The organism is Roseicitreum antarcticum (assembly GCF_014681765.1).
In the GTDB taxonomy this organism is placed as follows: Bacteria; Pseudomonadota; Alphaproteobacteria; order Rhodobacterales; family Rhodobacteraceae; genus Roseicitreum; species Roseicitreum antarcticum.
The window spans coordinates 2,125,656-2,141,434 of sequence record NZ_CP061498.1 but is presented as its reverse complement, the minus strand read 5'-3'; the positions used below and the strand labels follow the sequence as shown (position 1 = coordinate 2,141,434).

Genomic DNA, 15,779 nt, shown 5'->3' with positions numbered 1-15,779 from the left:
GCCGGGCGCATTTCGTTGACAAGGCGCGCGGCGCCGTCCTATCCGAGCGTATCATGGCGGGAACAGGCGGGCGGAAATGAACGAAGATCGCATCGACGGCGCAACCCCGGACAGCCGCACCCAAAAGCGCCGCATCTGGGGGTGGTATTTCTTCGACTGGGCCAACCAGCCGTACAACACCCTTTTGTTGACCTTCATTTTCGCGCCGTATTTCGCGGCCTCGGTCGCGCCGGACCCGGTAAGCGGGCAGGCAATGTGGGGGGCGATGATGGCGGTCACGGGGGTGATTGTTGCGCTACTGGCCCCGGTGCTGGGCGCCATTGCCGACAGCGCTGGGCCGAAGCGGCCGTGGCTGTTCCTGTGGTCGGCGCTCTATGTGGTGGGGGCGTCGGCGCTGTGGTGGGCCATGCCCGGCGGCGCGGGCGCATTGCTGGCGCTGGTGGCTTTCGGGGTGGGTGTCATCGGGCTGGAATTCGGCATCATCTTCACCAATGCCTACCTGCCCACGCTGGGCGGGCGCGCCGATCTGGGGCGGATTTCGGGCAATGGCTGGGCGTTTGGCTATGCGGGCGGGCTGGTGTCGCTGATCATCATGCTGCTGTTTCTGGCCGAGAACGAGGGCGGCACCACGCTGATCGGCCTGACGCCGCCCTTTGGCCTTGACCCTGACCTGCGCGAGGGGACGCGGGCGGTCGGCCCGTTCACCGCGTTTTGGTATCTGGTGTTCGTGATCCCGTTTTTCCTGTGGGTGCGCGAACCGGCGGTGGCGCGCGTGCCGCGGGTTGCCGGGGCGGTGCAACGCGGGGTGCGCGATGTCTGGGCGACGCTGCGCGGGTTGCCGCGCCATCCCAGTCTGTTGGCCTATCTGGGATCATCCATGCTGTACCGCGATGCCCTTAACGGGATCTATGCCTTTGGCGGGATCTATGCTGCGGGTGTGCTGGGCTGGTCGATCACCCAGATCGGGGTTTTCGGCATCATGGCAGCGCTGACCGGCGCGATATTCTGCCTTGTCGGCGGGCGGGCTGATGCGCGGTTCGGGCCAAAGCCGGTGATCGCGGTGTGCATCTTGTTGCTCACGGCGGTCTGCGGCGTGATCATCACCACCGACCGTGCGGCGGTTTTGCTGGTTCCCGTCGCTGCCGGGTCGAACCTGCCGGACATAGCATTCTACATCTGCGGCGGGCTGATCGGTGCGGCAGGCGGTGCGGTGCAGGCGGCATCGCGCAACATGATGGTGCGGCAGGCCAATCCCGCCCGGATGACCGAGGCGTTTGGCCTTTATGCGCTGTCGGGCAAGGCGACGGCGTTTCTGGCGCCCGCGCTGGTCGCACTGGTCACGCAGGTGACGCAAAGCCAGCAACTGGGTGTGATCCCCATCGCCGGGCTGTTCGTGGCGGGGTTGATCCTGCTATACTGGGTCCATCCAGAGGGAGAGGTCGCCACCGCATGATCCGTATTCTTGCCGCCGTTTGCGCGTTCTTGTTGCCGGGGCCAGCCATGGCGCAACTGGCAAACCAATTGTTTGGCGCGCATCAGCAACCCAGTCTGGCGCAGCCGCAGGTGTTCGGCTCTTATGCCAAGGGCTGCGGCGCAGGCTTCGTGCGCCTGCCAGAGACCGGGCCGACATGGCAGGCGATGCGGCTGTCGCGCAACCGCAACTGGGGCCACCCCGAGATGATCGCCTATGTGCAGGACCTGAGCCGCGCGGCGCAGCAGATCGGCTGGCGCGGGGTCTATGTGGGCGATATCAGCCAGCCACGCGGCGGGCCCATGACCTCGGGGCATGCGAGCCACCAGATGGGGCTGGATGCGGATATCTGGATGCTGCCGCCTGCGCGGCTGGATCTGTCGGTTGAAGCGCGTGAAAACCTCAGCTCGATCTCGGTGCGGACCGAGGATCAGTTGCGCGTCAACAGCAACTGGACGCCGCAGCATCTTGCGCTGCTGCGCGCTGCGGCCAGCGACCCGCGGGTGGACCGGATTTTTGTGGCCGCTGCGGTGAAGCTGGAAATGTGCCGCACCGCGACGCGGTCGGACCGGGCGTGGCTGCAACGCATCCGCCCGGCGGTGGGACATAACTACCATTTCCATGTGCGGCTGGGGTGCCCGGCGGGCAGCAGCGGCTGCATCACCCAGACACCGACGGTGGCAGAGCTGTCGGACGGCGGCGACGGGTGTGATGACACGCTGCAATGGTGGGTGACCGATTTCCTGAACCCGCCCCCGAGGGTCGAACGGACCGAGCCCCCCGCCCCCCGCGCCCGGCATCCGCGTGAATACACCCTGGCCGACCTGCCCGCGCAATGCACCAACGTGGTGCGGGCGCAGTAGGGCGCGGGTTTGGCCGGTGGAGGGCGCCCGGTCGGCCTGAAGGCAGAAGGTGAAAGACTTCTGAGCCGCATGGCGGTCAGCAATCAGGTGGCTATGGCGTTTCGATGGTGGCATCCAGAAGTCGAAATGCCGCTGGATTGAAACGTCGCCCCCTGCGCGCTGATCCTCAGGCGCAAAGCTGCGTTTCGGTCTGACCCGTGATCGTGGCGGTGACGATCTGCCCCTCATGCTGATCGGTGCCAAACGCCACTTCGGTGAATTGTTCCGTCCGCCCCATGCGGGGGTTTTCCAGCAAGATGCGGTGCGTCTGGCCCTGCTGCGCCGTGAGATGCTGCGCAACCTGCGCCGCACCAAGCGCGCGCAGGCGTGCGGCGCGGTCGCGGATTGTCCCCCCGTCCACAGCGGGCATGCGCGCGGCGGGGGTGCCCTGACGGGCCGAATAGGGGAAAACATGCAGCCATGTCAGCCCGCATTCCGCCACCAGCCGGGCAGAGTTTTCGAACATCGCATCCGTTTCCGTGGGAAAGCCCGCGATGATGTCGGCACCGAAAACCATGTCGGGCCGCAGGCGGCGGGCCTCTTCACAGAATGCGATAGCGTCGTCGCGCAGGTGGCGGCGTTTCATGCGTTTGAGGATCATGTCATCGCCCGCCTGCAGCGACAGGTGCAGATGCGGCATCAGCCGGGGCTCGGTCGCGATGGCTTCCATCAGGGCGGGGTCTGCCTCGATACTGTCGATGGAGCTGATCCGCAGGCGGGGCAGGTCGGGCACCAGCCGCAAGATGCGCCGCACCAGATCGCCCAGACGGGGCGTGGCGGGCAGGTCGGCGCCCCAACTGGTCAGGTCGACGCCTGTCAGCACCACCTCATTATAGCCGCGATCCACCAGCCGCTTGATCTGGTCCACAACGACACCGGCGGGGACCGAGCGGGAATTGCCGCGCCCGAAGGGGATGATGCAGAAGGTGCAGCGATGGTCGCAGCCGTTTTGCACCTGGACATAAGCGCGCGAGCGGGTGCCGAAACCGTCGATCAGGTGGCCCGCGGTTTCGGTCACCGACATGATGTCATCGACCTGCACACGCTCGGTCTGGCCGATCAGGTCGGGGGCCATGGCGGCCCAGGTGGCGGGCTGCATCTTCTCGGTATTGCCGATGACGCGCGTCACCTCGGGCATTTGGGCGAAGGTTTCGGGTTCGGTCTGCGCGGCGCAGCCGGTGACGATGATCGCGGCATCGGGATGGGCGCGACGCAGGCGGCGGATCTCTTGGCGGGCCTTGCGCACCGCTTCGGCGGTGACGGCGCAGGTGTTGACCACCACGGCATTTTCCACGCCCGCCTGCGCGCAGAGGTCTTTCATCGCCTCGGTCTCATAGGCGTTCAGGCGGCAGCCGAGTGTGGTGAAAACGGGCGCGGTCATGCGTGTTCTGCCAGCCAGGCGGGGGAAAGCTGGGCGTCAAACACATGCGCGGTGGGGCCGGTCATCCACACGCCATCGTCGCGCCAGTCGATATGCAGCGTGCCGCCATCGACATGCACCGTCACTGCGCGGTCGGTCAGCCCGCGCCTTGCCGCAGCCACCGCCGCCGCGCACGCGCACGAGCCCGAGGCCAGCGTGATCCCCGTACCGCGTTCCCAGATGCGCAGGCGGATGTTCGTGCGGTCGATGACCTGCACGACCTCAACATTTGTGCGCTGCGGAAACAGGGGGTGGTGTTCATGCGCGGGGCCGAAGGTTTCCAGCGCGACAGCTTCCGCATCGGGCACGAAGAAGGTGCAATGCGGGTTGCCCATGCCGGTGGCCGTGGGCGCGCCGTCGATGGGCAGTTGAGCCGTGTCCATCGCGCGGGCCAGCGGCACATCGGCCCAGTCCAGCAGCGGCGCGCCCATGTTTACCCGCGTCAGCCCGCCGCCCGCGTCCTGCGCGTGCAAGATGCCGCGTTCGGTGCGCAGGGTCAGCGTGTCGCGCCCGGTGGCGGCCATCTCGGTCGCGGCGATGCAGCGCGTGGCATTGCCGCAGGCGGCGGAAAGTGAGCCATCGGCATTGTAGAAGGTCAGCCCCAGATCGGTGTCGCGGCCGGTCTCGATCAGCGCGAGCTGGTCGAAGCCCACGCCGGTGTGGCGGTCGCCCAAGGCCGCAATCAGCCGGGCCGAGGGCCGAAGGGCCCCGGCGCGCAGGTCGATCACCACGAAGTCATTGCCAAGGCCGTGCATCTTGGCAAACTGCAGGGCGGGGAAGGGCGTGTCATGTATCATTGCGGCCATATAGACCCGCCGTGGTGGATTCGCCAGATGCGAAGCAGGTTTTCGGCATTTGCCTCTTGACCCCAAGGCGCGATCTTTCTAAAGCGCAGGACGTGGGGCCGTTAGCTCAGTTGGTAGAGCAGCTGACTTTTAATCAGCGGGTCGCAGGTTCGAATCCTGCACGGCTCACCACTTTTTTCCAATTTATGTGTGGTGCGTCAGCGCTTTTGGGCCCTGGGGTCACGTTTGTGTCGTTTTGCGTCAGGGATTTTGTGCTTTGGCGTGATTTTCGGTTGAAATAAGGGCCTTGGACGGGACTGCATTCTTGTCACCGCCTGTCAGGTTGGGTGTCGCAAAGAACCGCGTTGGCTCGACGCTAAAGTTGGCGATGGACAAAATGCGAAACACTCTTAGCATCGAAGACGTCAGATAGGGACCTTTTTCGCACATGCGCGAAGATCGGGGCCCTTGGGTATTTCCGATATCGAGAGGTCATGATGGATCGAAAGGGTGAAGTGACGCGACGGCTGGCCTGTTTGCGTGCCCTGATGCATCAGAACAACTTTGCCGCTGTGGTGATAACTGGAAACGCCGAATTTCAGCAAAAAGGGTACATCCGATACTACGCTGACTGGCGGCTTTATGGCGGGGCGGCGCATATGGTTGTCTTCCCGGCGGAGGATCCGATCCTTTTTCTGGGACTGGGCGCACAGGCTGAATGGGCAAAGGAACTCAGCGCCATTCCCGACACGCGGGCGGTCTTGGACAAGACGGCAGCGGTGATCGACGCCATCGAGGCCCGAACATCACCTGGCGACCGCATCGGGGTTGTCGGCCTCAACACGATCCTCCCGCATGGTGAGGCGGTGCGCCTGATTGATGGGCTGCTTCCTTCGGTCGTCAAGGATGCCACCGACATGGTGGAAGGGGTCTGGGGCATCCTTTCCCCCACCGACCTTGTGGATGTGGAGGTTGCCCATAACCGAGTTGCGAAGGTGTTCGATGCGTTTCGCGATGCCATCAGGCCGCAGCGCAGCGAACGGGCCGTCGTCGCTGACGCGGTTCAGGTTGCGGTCCGGCAAGGGTGTCTGGAAGGTGTGATTCACCTGAACAACGATCTGGGAAGCGGCACGCGTCCGGCCACCGACCGCGTGTTCGGGCGGGATGATATCGTCAAGATGTTCATGGAATTCCTGACGCCTGAAGGATATCTGATTGAACTGGGGGGCTGCTTCTCATTCCGGCCGCCCGAGGCGCGCTGGGCGAAGAAGTTCGATCTGGTGGGCTGCGCGATCGAAAATGCGATGGCGGCGACGCGACCGGGACGGGTGGCAGACGACGTTGTGCAGGCGATCCGGCGCACTTACGAGGCTGCCGGGGTGGACATCGTCGGGCGCAGGCTTTGGGATTTTCACGGACAGGGGATGCATTCCTTGCTGCGCCCGTTCGGCCTGCCCGGCGCCACCGATCCGATCCATGAGAACACCATGATCAACATCCATCCGGGTCTTCTGACCGCCGATGGTCTCGGGATTTCGGCCACCAGCAATTACATTGTCACGCCTGACGGTGGCGTGCCTCTGGGCCGGTTTCGCCACAGGTGGCATGTGGTCGGATAGCTTTTGCGTCGCGCGCGCATCCTGACGATCAAGATGCGCGCGCGATATCCAAGATCAGGTGTTGACGGAGGATGTCACGGGATCGGGCATCAGTTCTGGCAGCTCGTCCGCCCGCCAGCAGGCCGTGGAATGGCCGGTAGACACCTCTTGCCACGCAGGTTCTTGCACGCGGCAGCGATCCACCGCCACGGGGCAGCGGGTATGGAAGCGGCATCCGCTTGGCGGATTGGCCGGGCTTGGTATGTCGTCCTTCAGAATGATCCGCCGCCGCTGCCGCTCGATGGCGGGATCAGGCACCGGGATCGCGCTGAGCAGAGCGCGCGTATAGGCATGGCGCGGATTGGCGAATAGCGCTGCTTTTGGCGCGACTTCCACGACCCGGCCCAGATACATCACCGCCACCCGGTGCGAGATATGCTTCAAGGCGCCCAGATCATGCGCGATGAACAGGTATGTCAGCCCGAGGCGGGTTTGCAATTCTTCCAGCAACGCCACGATCTGCGCTTGAATGGACACGTCGAGGGCCGACACCGCTTCGTCGCAGACGATGATATCCGGCTCGCAGGCCAGTGCACGCGCGATCCCGACGCGCTGACGCTGCCCGCCGGAAAATTCCTGTGGATAGCGATATGCTGCCGTTCGGGGCAACCCGACCAGATCGAGCAGTTCCAGCATACGCTGCGTGATCGCCACACGCCCCTTTCGCAGCCCGTTCAGGCGCACCGGCTCGGCAATCGTGGCCCCGATGGTCATTCGGGGGTTCAAGCTGGCCGACGGATCCTGAAAGATCATCTGCACGCGCCGATCGCGTGTCAGGGGTTTCCCGTCGATCAGGATCTTGCCGCCGGTGGGTCGGGTCAGACCGACCAGGGCGCGCCCGAGAGTGGACTTGCCACAGCCGCTTTCGCCGACCATCCCCAGGGTCTCACCGCGGGGTATATCCAGCGTCACCCCGTCCACTGCCTTGATGACGCCGCGCGCGCCCGACAGGAAGCCCGTCGTGACGGGGAAATGCACCTCAAGATCCTGGAGTTGGATCAGTGAATCCATGTTGTTTCCTCCACGAGAACGCAGGCCGCGTGGTGGTCTGGTCCGCATTGTGCGAGGGGCGGCTGCCCAAGGTGACAGCGCGCCTGGACCAGTTCGCAACGGGGCGCGAAACTGCACCCCTTGGCGGGCCGCATGATATCCGGCGGGCTGCCCTTGATCGGGCGCAGTTCGCCCTTGTCTGCGATATCGAGGCGCGGGACGGACCGCAAAAGCGCGCGGGTATAGGGCATGGCTGTGCGCGCAAAGACGGCATCGGCGGGTCCCGTTTCGACAACCCGGCCCGCGTACATCACCTGCACGCGGTCCGCGATCCTGGCCACCACGCCCAAATCATGGGTCACCAGCATAATCGCCATACCCATCTCGGCCTGGATCTCGGCCAGCAATTCAAGGATCTGCGCCTGCACGGTCACATCGAGCGCGGTCGTCGGCTCATCCGCGATCAGCAGTTTTGGTTTGCAGGCGATCGCCATGGCGATCCCGACGCGTTGGCGCATCCCGCCCGAAAACTGATGCGGGTAATCGCTCAGACGCGCCTTGGCCTGCGGGATCCCTACCTGCCCCAGCAGATCGGCCGCATGCTTTTGTGCCTCTGCGCGGGTCATGCCAAGGTGAACCTCTCCGATTTCGGACAGTTGCCGCCCGACGGTCAGAACAGGGTTGAGAGATGTCATCGGGTCTTGAAAGACCATCCCGATCTCTTTTCCACGCACTTTGCGAAGCTGTTCTTCCGAGTACGTCAGAAGGTCACGGCCATCGAAGCCAAGGGCGGCCGCCCGCACCTTGGCAGTTCGTTTCGGAAGCAGCCCGAGGATCGCCAGCGCGGTCACGGACTTGCCGGACCCGCTCTCGCCGACGACGGCGAGCGTCTCACCCTGGTCCAAGGTCAGGTCGATCCCGCTGATCGCTTTCGCCTCCCCCCGGTCGGTGGAAAAGGCCACGTGCAGATCTTTGACTTGAAGCAACGCCATCAGCCCATCCGCATCTTCGGATCGAGGGCAGAGCGCAAACCGTCGCCGACCAGATTGCAGGCGATCACGACGCTGAGGATCGCGATGCCGGGAAATGTGCTGATCCACCAGGCGCGTTGCAGCATCTGCCGACCCTCGGCTGACATCAGACCCCATTCGGGCGTGGGCGGCTGCGCCCCAAGCCCAAGGAACGACAGCCCCGCCCCGATGAGAATGGCCGAGCCGATCTGCAAGGTTGCCAGCACCACGATCGGCGCATTGGCATTGATCAAGATATGCCGCGCCATGATCCGAAAATGGCTGTTGCCGACCAGCCGCGCCGCCTCCACATAGGGTTGCGACTTGATCGACAGGACCGTGCCGCGCACGAGGCGGGCATAATCCGGAAGGGTCGCGATGCCGACTGCGATCATCATGTTCTGGATAGATGCGCCCAGGGCCGCGATCACCACCAGCGCCAACAGGATCGACGGAAACGCCAGCAGCGCATCGACAAAGCGCGAAATGACCGTATCCACCCAGCCCCCGAAGTAGCCCGCCAGAAGGCCAAGGATTACGCCCGGGATACCACCCAGCAAGACGGCGATAAGGCCGATCGAGATCGAGATGCGAGAGCCATAGATCACCCGGCTCAACACATCGCGGCCCAACATATCCGTGCCAAGCCAATGCGCGGCGGACGGCGCCTGGCGGGCGCGGCCCACCAGATCCGCGGGATCGTAGGGGGCCAGGACGGGCGCAAAGATCGTGACCAGGATCCAGCATACCAACACAATCAGCCCGATGACCGCGCCGGGGTGTTTGAAATATCGGCCCATCGCCAACTGCATGGGGTGCACGGGCGTTTCGATGTCCCCTGTATCAGTTGCCATAACGGATCCTTGGATCAAGCCATGCGTAGGCGATATCCACCGCGAGGTTCACGAGCAGGTAGACAACCGCAAGAAACAGGATGGATCCCTGAACGAGCGGGTAGTCCTTCGACAGGATCGAATCCACAATCAGCCGTCCCAACCCCGGTCGGCTGAACACCGTCTCGGTCACGACTGTCCCGGCCAGAAGTGCGCCGAATTGCAGGCCCATCATCGTCAACACCGGGATCATCGCGTTCTTCAAGCCGTGGCGCAGGATGATCAGGCGCGGGAACAGGCCCTTGGCGCGCGCGGTGCGCATGTAGTCTTCTGTCCCAACCTCAATCATCGAAGACCGGATCAGGCGCGCCAGCACCCCGGCCGACAACAGACCAAGAGTGAACGCCGGCAGGATCAGTGCTTCGAAGGAGCCGCCGCCAGCCGACGGCAACCACCGCAGCGTGAACGAGAAGACCAGAACCAACAGCAATCCCAGCCAGTACACGGGCATTGATGATCCGATGTAGGACATCGTCATGCACAGCGTATCAATCCAACCGCCCTGACGCGCGGCGGCGATCATGCCCAGTGGCATCCCGATGGCAATGGCGAGGAACAGGCCCGCCACGGCCAGTTCCAACGTGCTTCCGAAGCGGTCGAGGATCAGGTCTATGACCGGGACCTGAAACCGGATCGAGTTGCCCAGATCGCCCTGCGCCGCACCGATAACAAAGCTCAGATATTGTGTGGTGAGAGGTTCATTCAGCCCCATCTGTTCCCGCAATACGTTCAACCGTTCGGGCGTGATCGCGCCGCCTTCGGCGCCCGACAGCATCAGCAGCGCGGGATCGCCCGGCAACAGACGCATGACCGAAAAAACGATCAGCGAAACCAGGATCAACACCGGCACCAATTGCACCAGGCGACCCAACACGTATCGGCCCATCAGGTTTCCTTGCTTCAGGATGGACGGCGACCGTCCATTCAGACGGCCGCCGACAAGTCACTCTTCGATCGACGTGTTTTGCAGGAAGAACCAATTGCCTTCTGCGCCCATTTGGAACCCTTGCACCGAGGCATCCAGACCTACGATGATCGGCTGGCTCAGCGTCGGCAGCATCAGCGCATTCTCCATGATGATCTGCTGCGCGTCACGCGCCAGATCACAGCGTTCCCCGTCATCGAACACCGCGCGAAGCTGTGCGAGGATACCGTCAAGCTCTGCGTCCGCGTAGCCTGTCCATGCCCAGCCACCTGGTTCGTCATAGGCCGAGTTCCAGACCTGATCGAGGATCAGCGGGCTTGGCGATCTTTGCCGCTCGTACATCAGTTCGAAGTCGCGACGCTGCACCATGTCGAGTTGCACGGGGCCGGGAACGACTTCGATCTGCAGGTCGATACCGACCGGACGCATCTGGGCCTGAAACACCTCGCCGATTTCCTGGTGGTGCAGGGTCGAATAGCGGATCACGAGCGGCGTGCCGTCCGCAACACCTTCGACGCCCTGCGCCACGCGCATGCCGCCGTCGCCCATGATCCAACCCGCGTCATCCAGCAGTGCCGCCGCGCGTTCCTGATCGAAGGGGTACATATCCGTCGCCCCATCCCAATAACATGGGTGGATGTTGTTCAGCGGACCATCCGACGCCTGATAGAGACCGTCATAGAGGATATCATTGGCCGCTGCGGAATCCTTGGCCAGCAGCAAGGCCTGACGGACCCGGATGTCGTTGAGCGGTGCGTTTCGGGTATTCATGACCATCTGAAGGCCGGTGCCTGCCTGCCCGCGACTCAGCATCGTGTAGTCAGGGTTGTCGACATATTGGTCCGAGAACAACGGTGGCAGCGTGTAGACCATGTTGACTTCGCCGGTGGCCAGAACCTGCCCCATCACGGCACTTTCACCGATGAAACGGATCGTCACGGAGTCGAGCCCCACGGGCCCCGGCGCGTCAGAGATCGCCGTGACACCCGCGTAGTCGTCCCACCGTTCCATGGTGATGTTGTCATTCTGCGCCCAGTCGACGAACCGGAACGGTCCCGTCCCGATAAGGGTCGCCGCCATATCGCCCGGCTCTGCCGAGGCGAGTGCCGCAGGCGACCAAAGGGGTGCGCGGCGCAGCGCATCCAGAAGTGTCACCCAAGGGGTGTCGTAGATGATGGTCAGGCCAGTCTCGCCGTCCGTCTCGATCGACGCGATCGGTCCGATGTCGCTGGCAAGCTGCGCCGATGCGGTTTCAGGTGCCAAAACGCGCTCAAGGTTGACCCGGACCGCTTCGGCATTGAACGGCTCGCCATCTTGGAAAGTCAGGCCTTCGCGCAGGGTGAATGACCATGTGGTCCCATCTTCGCTGACGCTCCATTCCGTCGCCAGACCCGGTATGTACGTCCCGTCCGGCGACAGGATGACCAACGGATCCGTGATCAGCGAATTGATCAACCACGTCGATTGGTACGGGTCTATATGGCCGTCCAACGATGCAGGCTCGTTGTTCGCAGGCATCGCGATAATCAGATCGCCTGCGGCGAAAGACGCGCCCACTGACGCGATCAAGGCCAAGGATGCGCCACCGCTCCTCAGGGCCGCTATACTCACTTTAGTCATGCTAATTCCTCTCTGCTGTAGCCGCGCTTTGGTTGAGGCCGTCGGCCGGCCATTGCTCGATCTGAAAAAAATTCGCTTTCGGCACTTCCCAAACATTTGTAGACATGCACATTGTCGACCGTCAACTTTATTATCGGGGAACGGGTTTGTTGGGACAGAGCTTTGCGGGAGCGTCTATTTTTCATGCAGCAGGGCCAGAGGCTTTCAGGGCATTTGACCACATCTGTCATGCTGCCAGCTTCCGGGGGTGCGGCGCGCTTGGCAGCCACATACGGTGTGACCGCTCGGGTATCGGCACCTCGGCCAGCCTGTTCGATGGAAAGGACCTGACAGCATGAGACTTCGGCTTGGCCTCGATGTCGGCGGCACCTTCACGGATATCGTGGCAACGGATCTTGACACCGGGGCTGCCTGGTCACGCAAGATCGCGTCCACACCTGACGATCCGTCCCGCGCGATCCTTGATGGCACCGCGGAGTTGCTGGCCGAGGCAGGCGCGTCGGGCGCGGACGTCGTGTTCTTTGGCCACGGGACCACGGTTGTGACCAACATGATCGTCGAGCGAAAGGGCGACCGTCTGGCCCTGATCACCACAAAGGGGTTTCGGGATATACTGGAGCTTGGCCGGCAATCGCGCCCGAGTGTCTATAATTACCGTATCACCCGCCCCGCCCCACTGGCGCAGCGCCGCGACCGGTTCGAGGTCACGGAACGGCTGCGTGCGTCCGGTGAAGTCCTGATCCCACTGGATATGCAACATCTGGACGAGATCGCCGAAACCATCCGCACGCGCGACATCGGGGCGGTCGCGATCTGTTACCTGCACGCCTATGCCAACCCGAAACACGAAGACGCGACCCTGGCCTACCTGCGCGCGGCATTGCCGGGCGTGTTCATCACCACCTCGCACGCTGTTGCCCCGGAGTATCGCGAGTTCGAACGGTTTTCGACGACGGCCATGAACGGCTATGTGGGACCCCGCGCGAAACGATATTTCCGGCGGCTGGCGGACGGGTTGACCAGCATGGGCCTCAACAGCCCGCTTTATACCATTACGTCCAATGCCGGACTGATGGACCTGACCGCAGTGGAGGCGCTGCCTGTGCGGACGGCGCTATCCGGACCCGCAGCCGGTGTTGCTGGTATTGGTCGAATGCTTGCCGGTCTGGACCTTGGCGATTTGGTCACGTTCGACGTCGGCGGCACCAGCACGGACGTCGCAGTGATTTCAGGCGGCAGGCCTCGCCTTGCGCGGGTGCGCAGTGTTGCCGGGCACCCCGTGCTGGCCCCGATGGTGGACATCGAGGTGGTCGGCGCGGGCGGTGGCAGTCTTGCCCGGCTTGACGACGGCGGCGCGCTTGTCGTCGGACCCCAAAGCGCGGGCGCCGACCCCGGACCTGTCGCCTATCGGCGCGGCGGCACCTGCCCCACCGTGACGGACGCGGCCCTGGCGATGGGCTGGCTTGACCCCGAAATCCGTCTGGGCGGCAGATTGACAGTGGACACAGCGGCGGCATCGGACGCCATCCGCGACCAGATCGCACAGCCGCTTGGGCTGAGCGTCGGGGAAGCCGCCGAAGGCATCGTGGCGATCGCCACGGCAAACATGGCGCGCGTGATCCGGTCTGTCGCGCTGACGCGCGGGTATGAGCCGGGGGCCATGTCCCTTGTGGCCTTTGGCGGGGCCGGACCGCTCATGGGCGCTCAGGTCGCGGCGGGCCTGGGGATGAGCCGGGTGATCGTGCCGGTACAGCCGGGCACTCTGTGCGCGCGGGGATTGCTGGTCAGCGACGTCGCCCGGGACCTGTCGCTGACGCGGATCATACCCCTCACGGCCGAGACCGCACAAGCGATCGACACTGCATTTGAGGATATGGAGAAAGACGGCGGCGCGTGGCTTGGCAGTCTTGGCGTCCCGGTGGCCGATCACCGTTTCGCGCGCCAGATCGAGGCGCGCTACAGCGGGCAAAGCTTCGAGATCACTGTGGAGGCTAACCCGTCCGACACCCCCGCCGCCCTGCGCGCCCGGTTCGAGGAGGCCCATCGCATCGAACAGGGCTATGACCTGCCTGACCGCGCGGTCGAAGTGGTGACGCTTCGCCTCAAGGCTGCCACGACCCCAATACGCGCGCATGGCGGCTCCGGCGCGCCGGTGGTGACGGATGATGTGGGACACACACGTGACATACACATCGGCGGCGCGTGGCAGACCGCCAGCATCCGACAGCGGGAGCAACTGCCCCCCGGAACCATCATCGCTGGCCCCGCGATCCTGGAAGAGATGACCGCCACGACAGTCATCCCACCCGGTTGGAGCGCCGAGGTCCTGAAGGACGGCACGCTGATCTTGACACCGGAGTTGCAGCCATGACGCAGAGAACCGACGGACAGCGGCTGATCGCCATGTCGATCATTCATGAACGCCTCAAGGCGGTGGCCGAAGATGTCGGCCATCTTCTGATCCGGGGCGCGTTCTCTTCCAACATCAAGGAACGGGGTGATTGTTCCACCGCGATTTTTGACGTCGCAGGGCGGCTGGTGGCGCAGGCCGATCATATGCCCATTCACATTGGCTCGCTTTTGTGGGGCGTCCGCGCCCTGCTTGACCGGTATCCAATCGATACCATCGCGGAAGGCGACGCCTTTGTCATGAACGACCCCTATCTGGCGGGCGGGACGCATCTTCCCGACATCTCGGTAATCACTCCCGTCTTCGTGGAGGGGGCGCTTTCCTACTTCGTCGGCAACATCGCGCATCATGCAGATGTGGGCGGACCAGAGCCGGGATCGGTATCGGGGGCGTCGCCCAGCATTTTCTGGGAAGGCATTCGACTGCCGCCCATTCGGATCGCCCGCGCGGGCGTGGCGGACGAAGATGTCATCGGCCTTATCGCGCACAACACCCGCGAACCGATGGAGCGCATTCTGGATTTGCGCAATCAGGTCGGCGCAAACCTGCGTGGCGCGGCGCTGATGCAGGCGCTGATTTCCGATCACGGCGCCCGCGCGGTCGCGGATGCGGTCAACGGCATTGTGGCGCATGCGGGGGCATTGGTGCGCGCGGCCGTGACCGCGCTGCCCGATGGGGAATGGCAGGCGACACGGTATCTGGACGATGACGGTGCGGGGTCCGACCCGGTGCCTTTGGTGTGCACCGTCCGGGTGGCCGGCGACGCGCTGACGTTGGATTTCACGGGGTCGGGCCCGACGGCAAAAGGGGCGATCAACCTGTCACCCTCTTCCCTCGAGGCGACGGTCTGTTACGCCATCAAGGCCCTTCTTGGCCCGACGATCCCATCCAATAGTGGCCTGATCGACGCCATCTGCATCGTCGTGCCCGACGACAGCGTGGTGAACCCCGCGGCCCCTGCCGCCGTCGCCGCCCGAGCGGTGACGAGCAACAGGCTGGCCGGGGCGATTTTCGATGCGTTGGGACAGGCCCTGCCCGAAGCGCAGCGCATGTCGGCCAGCAACGATTCCACTTCGCTGATCGTCCTGGCCGGACGCGACCCGGCGCGCGGCACGACATACGTCTATCCGGAATCCACTGGGGGTGGGGCGGGCGCATTCGCCGAGCATGATGGCGCGGACGCCGTGCACGTGCATACCGTGAATTCGGCCAACTTGCCGGTCGAGGTTCTGGAAACCGAGTATCCCATCTTGTGCATCGAATACGCTTTGGTCCCTGATTCAGGGGGTGCCGGTCGTCAGCGTGGCGGACTGGGCATAGCAAGAGAACTTCAGGCGCTGGTCGACGGGACCGCGCTGACGGTGCGGTCTGACGGACATCTGTTCGGCGCACCGGGCGTGCTGGGCGGCCTCACCGGGAGCACGACACATATCATCCATTACACGGCCACAACCCGGACAGAGCTTCCCTCCAAGTGTAGCCGGACGCTTGCGGCAGGGGACCGATTGCGGATCGAGACTTTGGGCGGTGGCGGTTTCGGCCCGATGTCAGAGCGCGCGGACACCGCTATCGCAACGGACATTCTTGACGGCAAAGTAACTCTTTCCGCCGCAGAGCAGCACTATGGCACTGAGCGGATCGCTGCATGTTTGCCGAAAGATCATGAGACTTCGTAAGTCTTTCGGCGAAGCGCGT

General features: G+C 63.9%; 12 protein-coding genes and 1 tRNA gene. 6 read left to right on the top strand and 7 right to left on the bottom strand.

The window, feature by feature from the left end; genetic code table 11:
• Window positions 1-76: 76 nt before the first annotated feature.
• Together H9529_RS10320 and mepA are read left to right on the top strand one after the other, a co-directional pair.
• Window positions 77-1,453 carry an MFS transporter gene (locus H9529_RS10320; protein WP_092890346.1) on the top strand — a complete coding sequence of 459 codons (1,377 nt, stop codon included), beginning with the start codon at window positions 77-79 and terminating at the stop codon, window positions 1,451-1,453.
• On the top strand, window positions 1,450-2,334 hold the full coding sequence (gene mepA / locus H9529_RS10315; RefSeq protein WP_092890343.1) for a penicillin-insensitive murein endopeptidase: 885 nt from the start codon (window positions 1,450-1,452) through the stop codon (window positions 2,332-2,334). Before H9529_RS10320 ends, mepA begins: the two co-directional genes overlap by 4 nt.
• A 166-nt stretch (window positions 2,335-2,500) precedes the next feature.
• On the opposite strand, the gene mtaB is transcribed toward mepA, so the two are convergent.
• Both mtaB and dapF read right to left on the bottom strand, forming a co-directional pair.
• On the bottom strand, window positions 2,501-3,754 hold the full coding sequence (gene mtaB, locus H9529_RS10310) for a tRNA (N(6)-L-threonylcarbamoyladenosine(37)-C(2))-methylthiotransferase MtaB (RefSeq protein WP_092890340.1): 1,254 nt from the start codon (window positions 3,752-3,754) through the stop codon (window positions 2,501-2,503).
• Window positions 3,751-4,599 carry a diaminopimelate epimerase gene (dapF, locus tag H9529_RS10305; RefSeq protein WP_092890337.1) on the bottom strand — a complete coding sequence of 283 codons (849 nt, stop codon included), beginning with the start codon at window positions 4,597-4,599 and terminating at the stop codon, window positions 3,751-3,753. The genes mtaB and dapF overlap by 4 nt, the downstream gene beginning before the upstream one ends.
• A 95-nt stretch (window positions 4,600-4,694) precedes the next feature.
• On the opposite strand from dapF, the gene H9529_RS10300 reads away from it, so the two are divergent.
• Window positions 4,695-4,770 (top strand) — tRNA-Lys (locus H9529_RS10300).
• 302 nt (window positions 4,771-5,072) lie between these two features.
• Window positions 5,073-6,197, top strand: coding sequence for a M24 family metallopeptidase (locus tag H9529_RS10295; RefSeq protein ID WP_092890334.1), 1,125 nt, complete (start codon window positions 5,073-5,075; stop codon window positions 6,195-6,197).
• Window positions 6,198-6,251: 54 nt separating this feature from the next.
• Here H9529_RS10295 and H9529_RS10290 read toward each other — a convergent pair whose 3' ends face one another.
• The 5 genes from H9529_RS10290 to H9529_RS10270 are packed head-to-tail and all read right to left on the bottom strand — an operon-like array spanning window position 6,252 to window position 11,674.
• Window positions 6,252-7,247: an ABC transporter ATP-binding protein gene (locus H9529_RS10290; RefSeq protein WP_223814131.1), complete on the bottom strand. Its 996-nt coding sequence runs from the start codon at window positions 7,245-7,247 to the stop codon at window positions 6,252-6,254.
• Window positions 7,235-8,218, bottom strand: coding sequence for an ABC transporter ATP-binding protein (locus H9529_RS10285; protein ID WP_092890328.1), 984 nt, complete (start codon window positions 8,216-8,218; stop codon window positions 7,235-7,237). The genes H9529_RS10290 and H9529_RS10285 overlap by 13 nt, the downstream gene beginning before the upstream one ends.
• Window positions 8,218-9,090 carry an ABC transporter permease gene (locus tag H9529_RS10280; protein ID WP_218132153.1) on the bottom strand — a complete coding sequence of 291 codons (873 nt, stop codon included), beginning with the start codon at window positions 9,088-9,090 and terminating at the stop codon, window positions 8,218-8,220. The genes H9529_RS10285 and H9529_RS10280 overlap by 1 nt, the downstream gene beginning before the upstream one ends.
• Window positions 9,080-10,015 carry a nickel ABC transporter permease gene (nikB, locus tag H9529_RS10275; RefSeq protein ID WP_092890325.1) on the bottom strand — a complete coding sequence of 312 codons (936 nt, stop codon included), beginning with the start codon at window positions 10,013-10,015 and terminating at the stop codon, window positions 9,080-9,082. Before nikB ends, H9529_RS10280 begins: the two co-directional genes overlap by 11 nt.
• A 57-nt stretch (window positions 10,016-10,072) precedes the next feature.
• Window positions 10,073-11,674: an ABC transporter substrate-binding protein gene (locus tag H9529_RS10270; RefSeq protein ID WP_176847153.1), complete on the bottom strand. Its 1,602-nt coding sequence runs from the start codon at window positions 11,672-11,674 to the stop codon at window positions 10,073-10,075.
• 334 nt (window positions 11,675-12,008) lie between these two features.
• Between H9529_RS10270 and H9529_RS10265 the strand changes: the two genes are divergently transcribed.
• Window positions 12,009-14,045, top strand: a complete 2,037-nt coding sequence (locus H9529_RS10265; protein ID WP_092890319.1) for a hydantoinase/oxoprolinase family protein — start codon at window positions 12,009-12,011, stop codon at window positions 14,043-14,045.
• Window positions 14,042-15,760 (top strand): hydantoinase B/oxoprolinase family protein, encoded by a 1,719-nt coding sequence (locus tag H9529_RS10260; protein WP_092890316.1) that lies wholly within the window; start codon window positions 14,042-14,044, stop codon window positions 15,758-15,760. Before H9529_RS10265 ends, H9529_RS10260 begins: the two co-directional genes overlap by 4 nt.
• Window positions 15,761-15,779 lie beyond the last annotated feature (19 nt).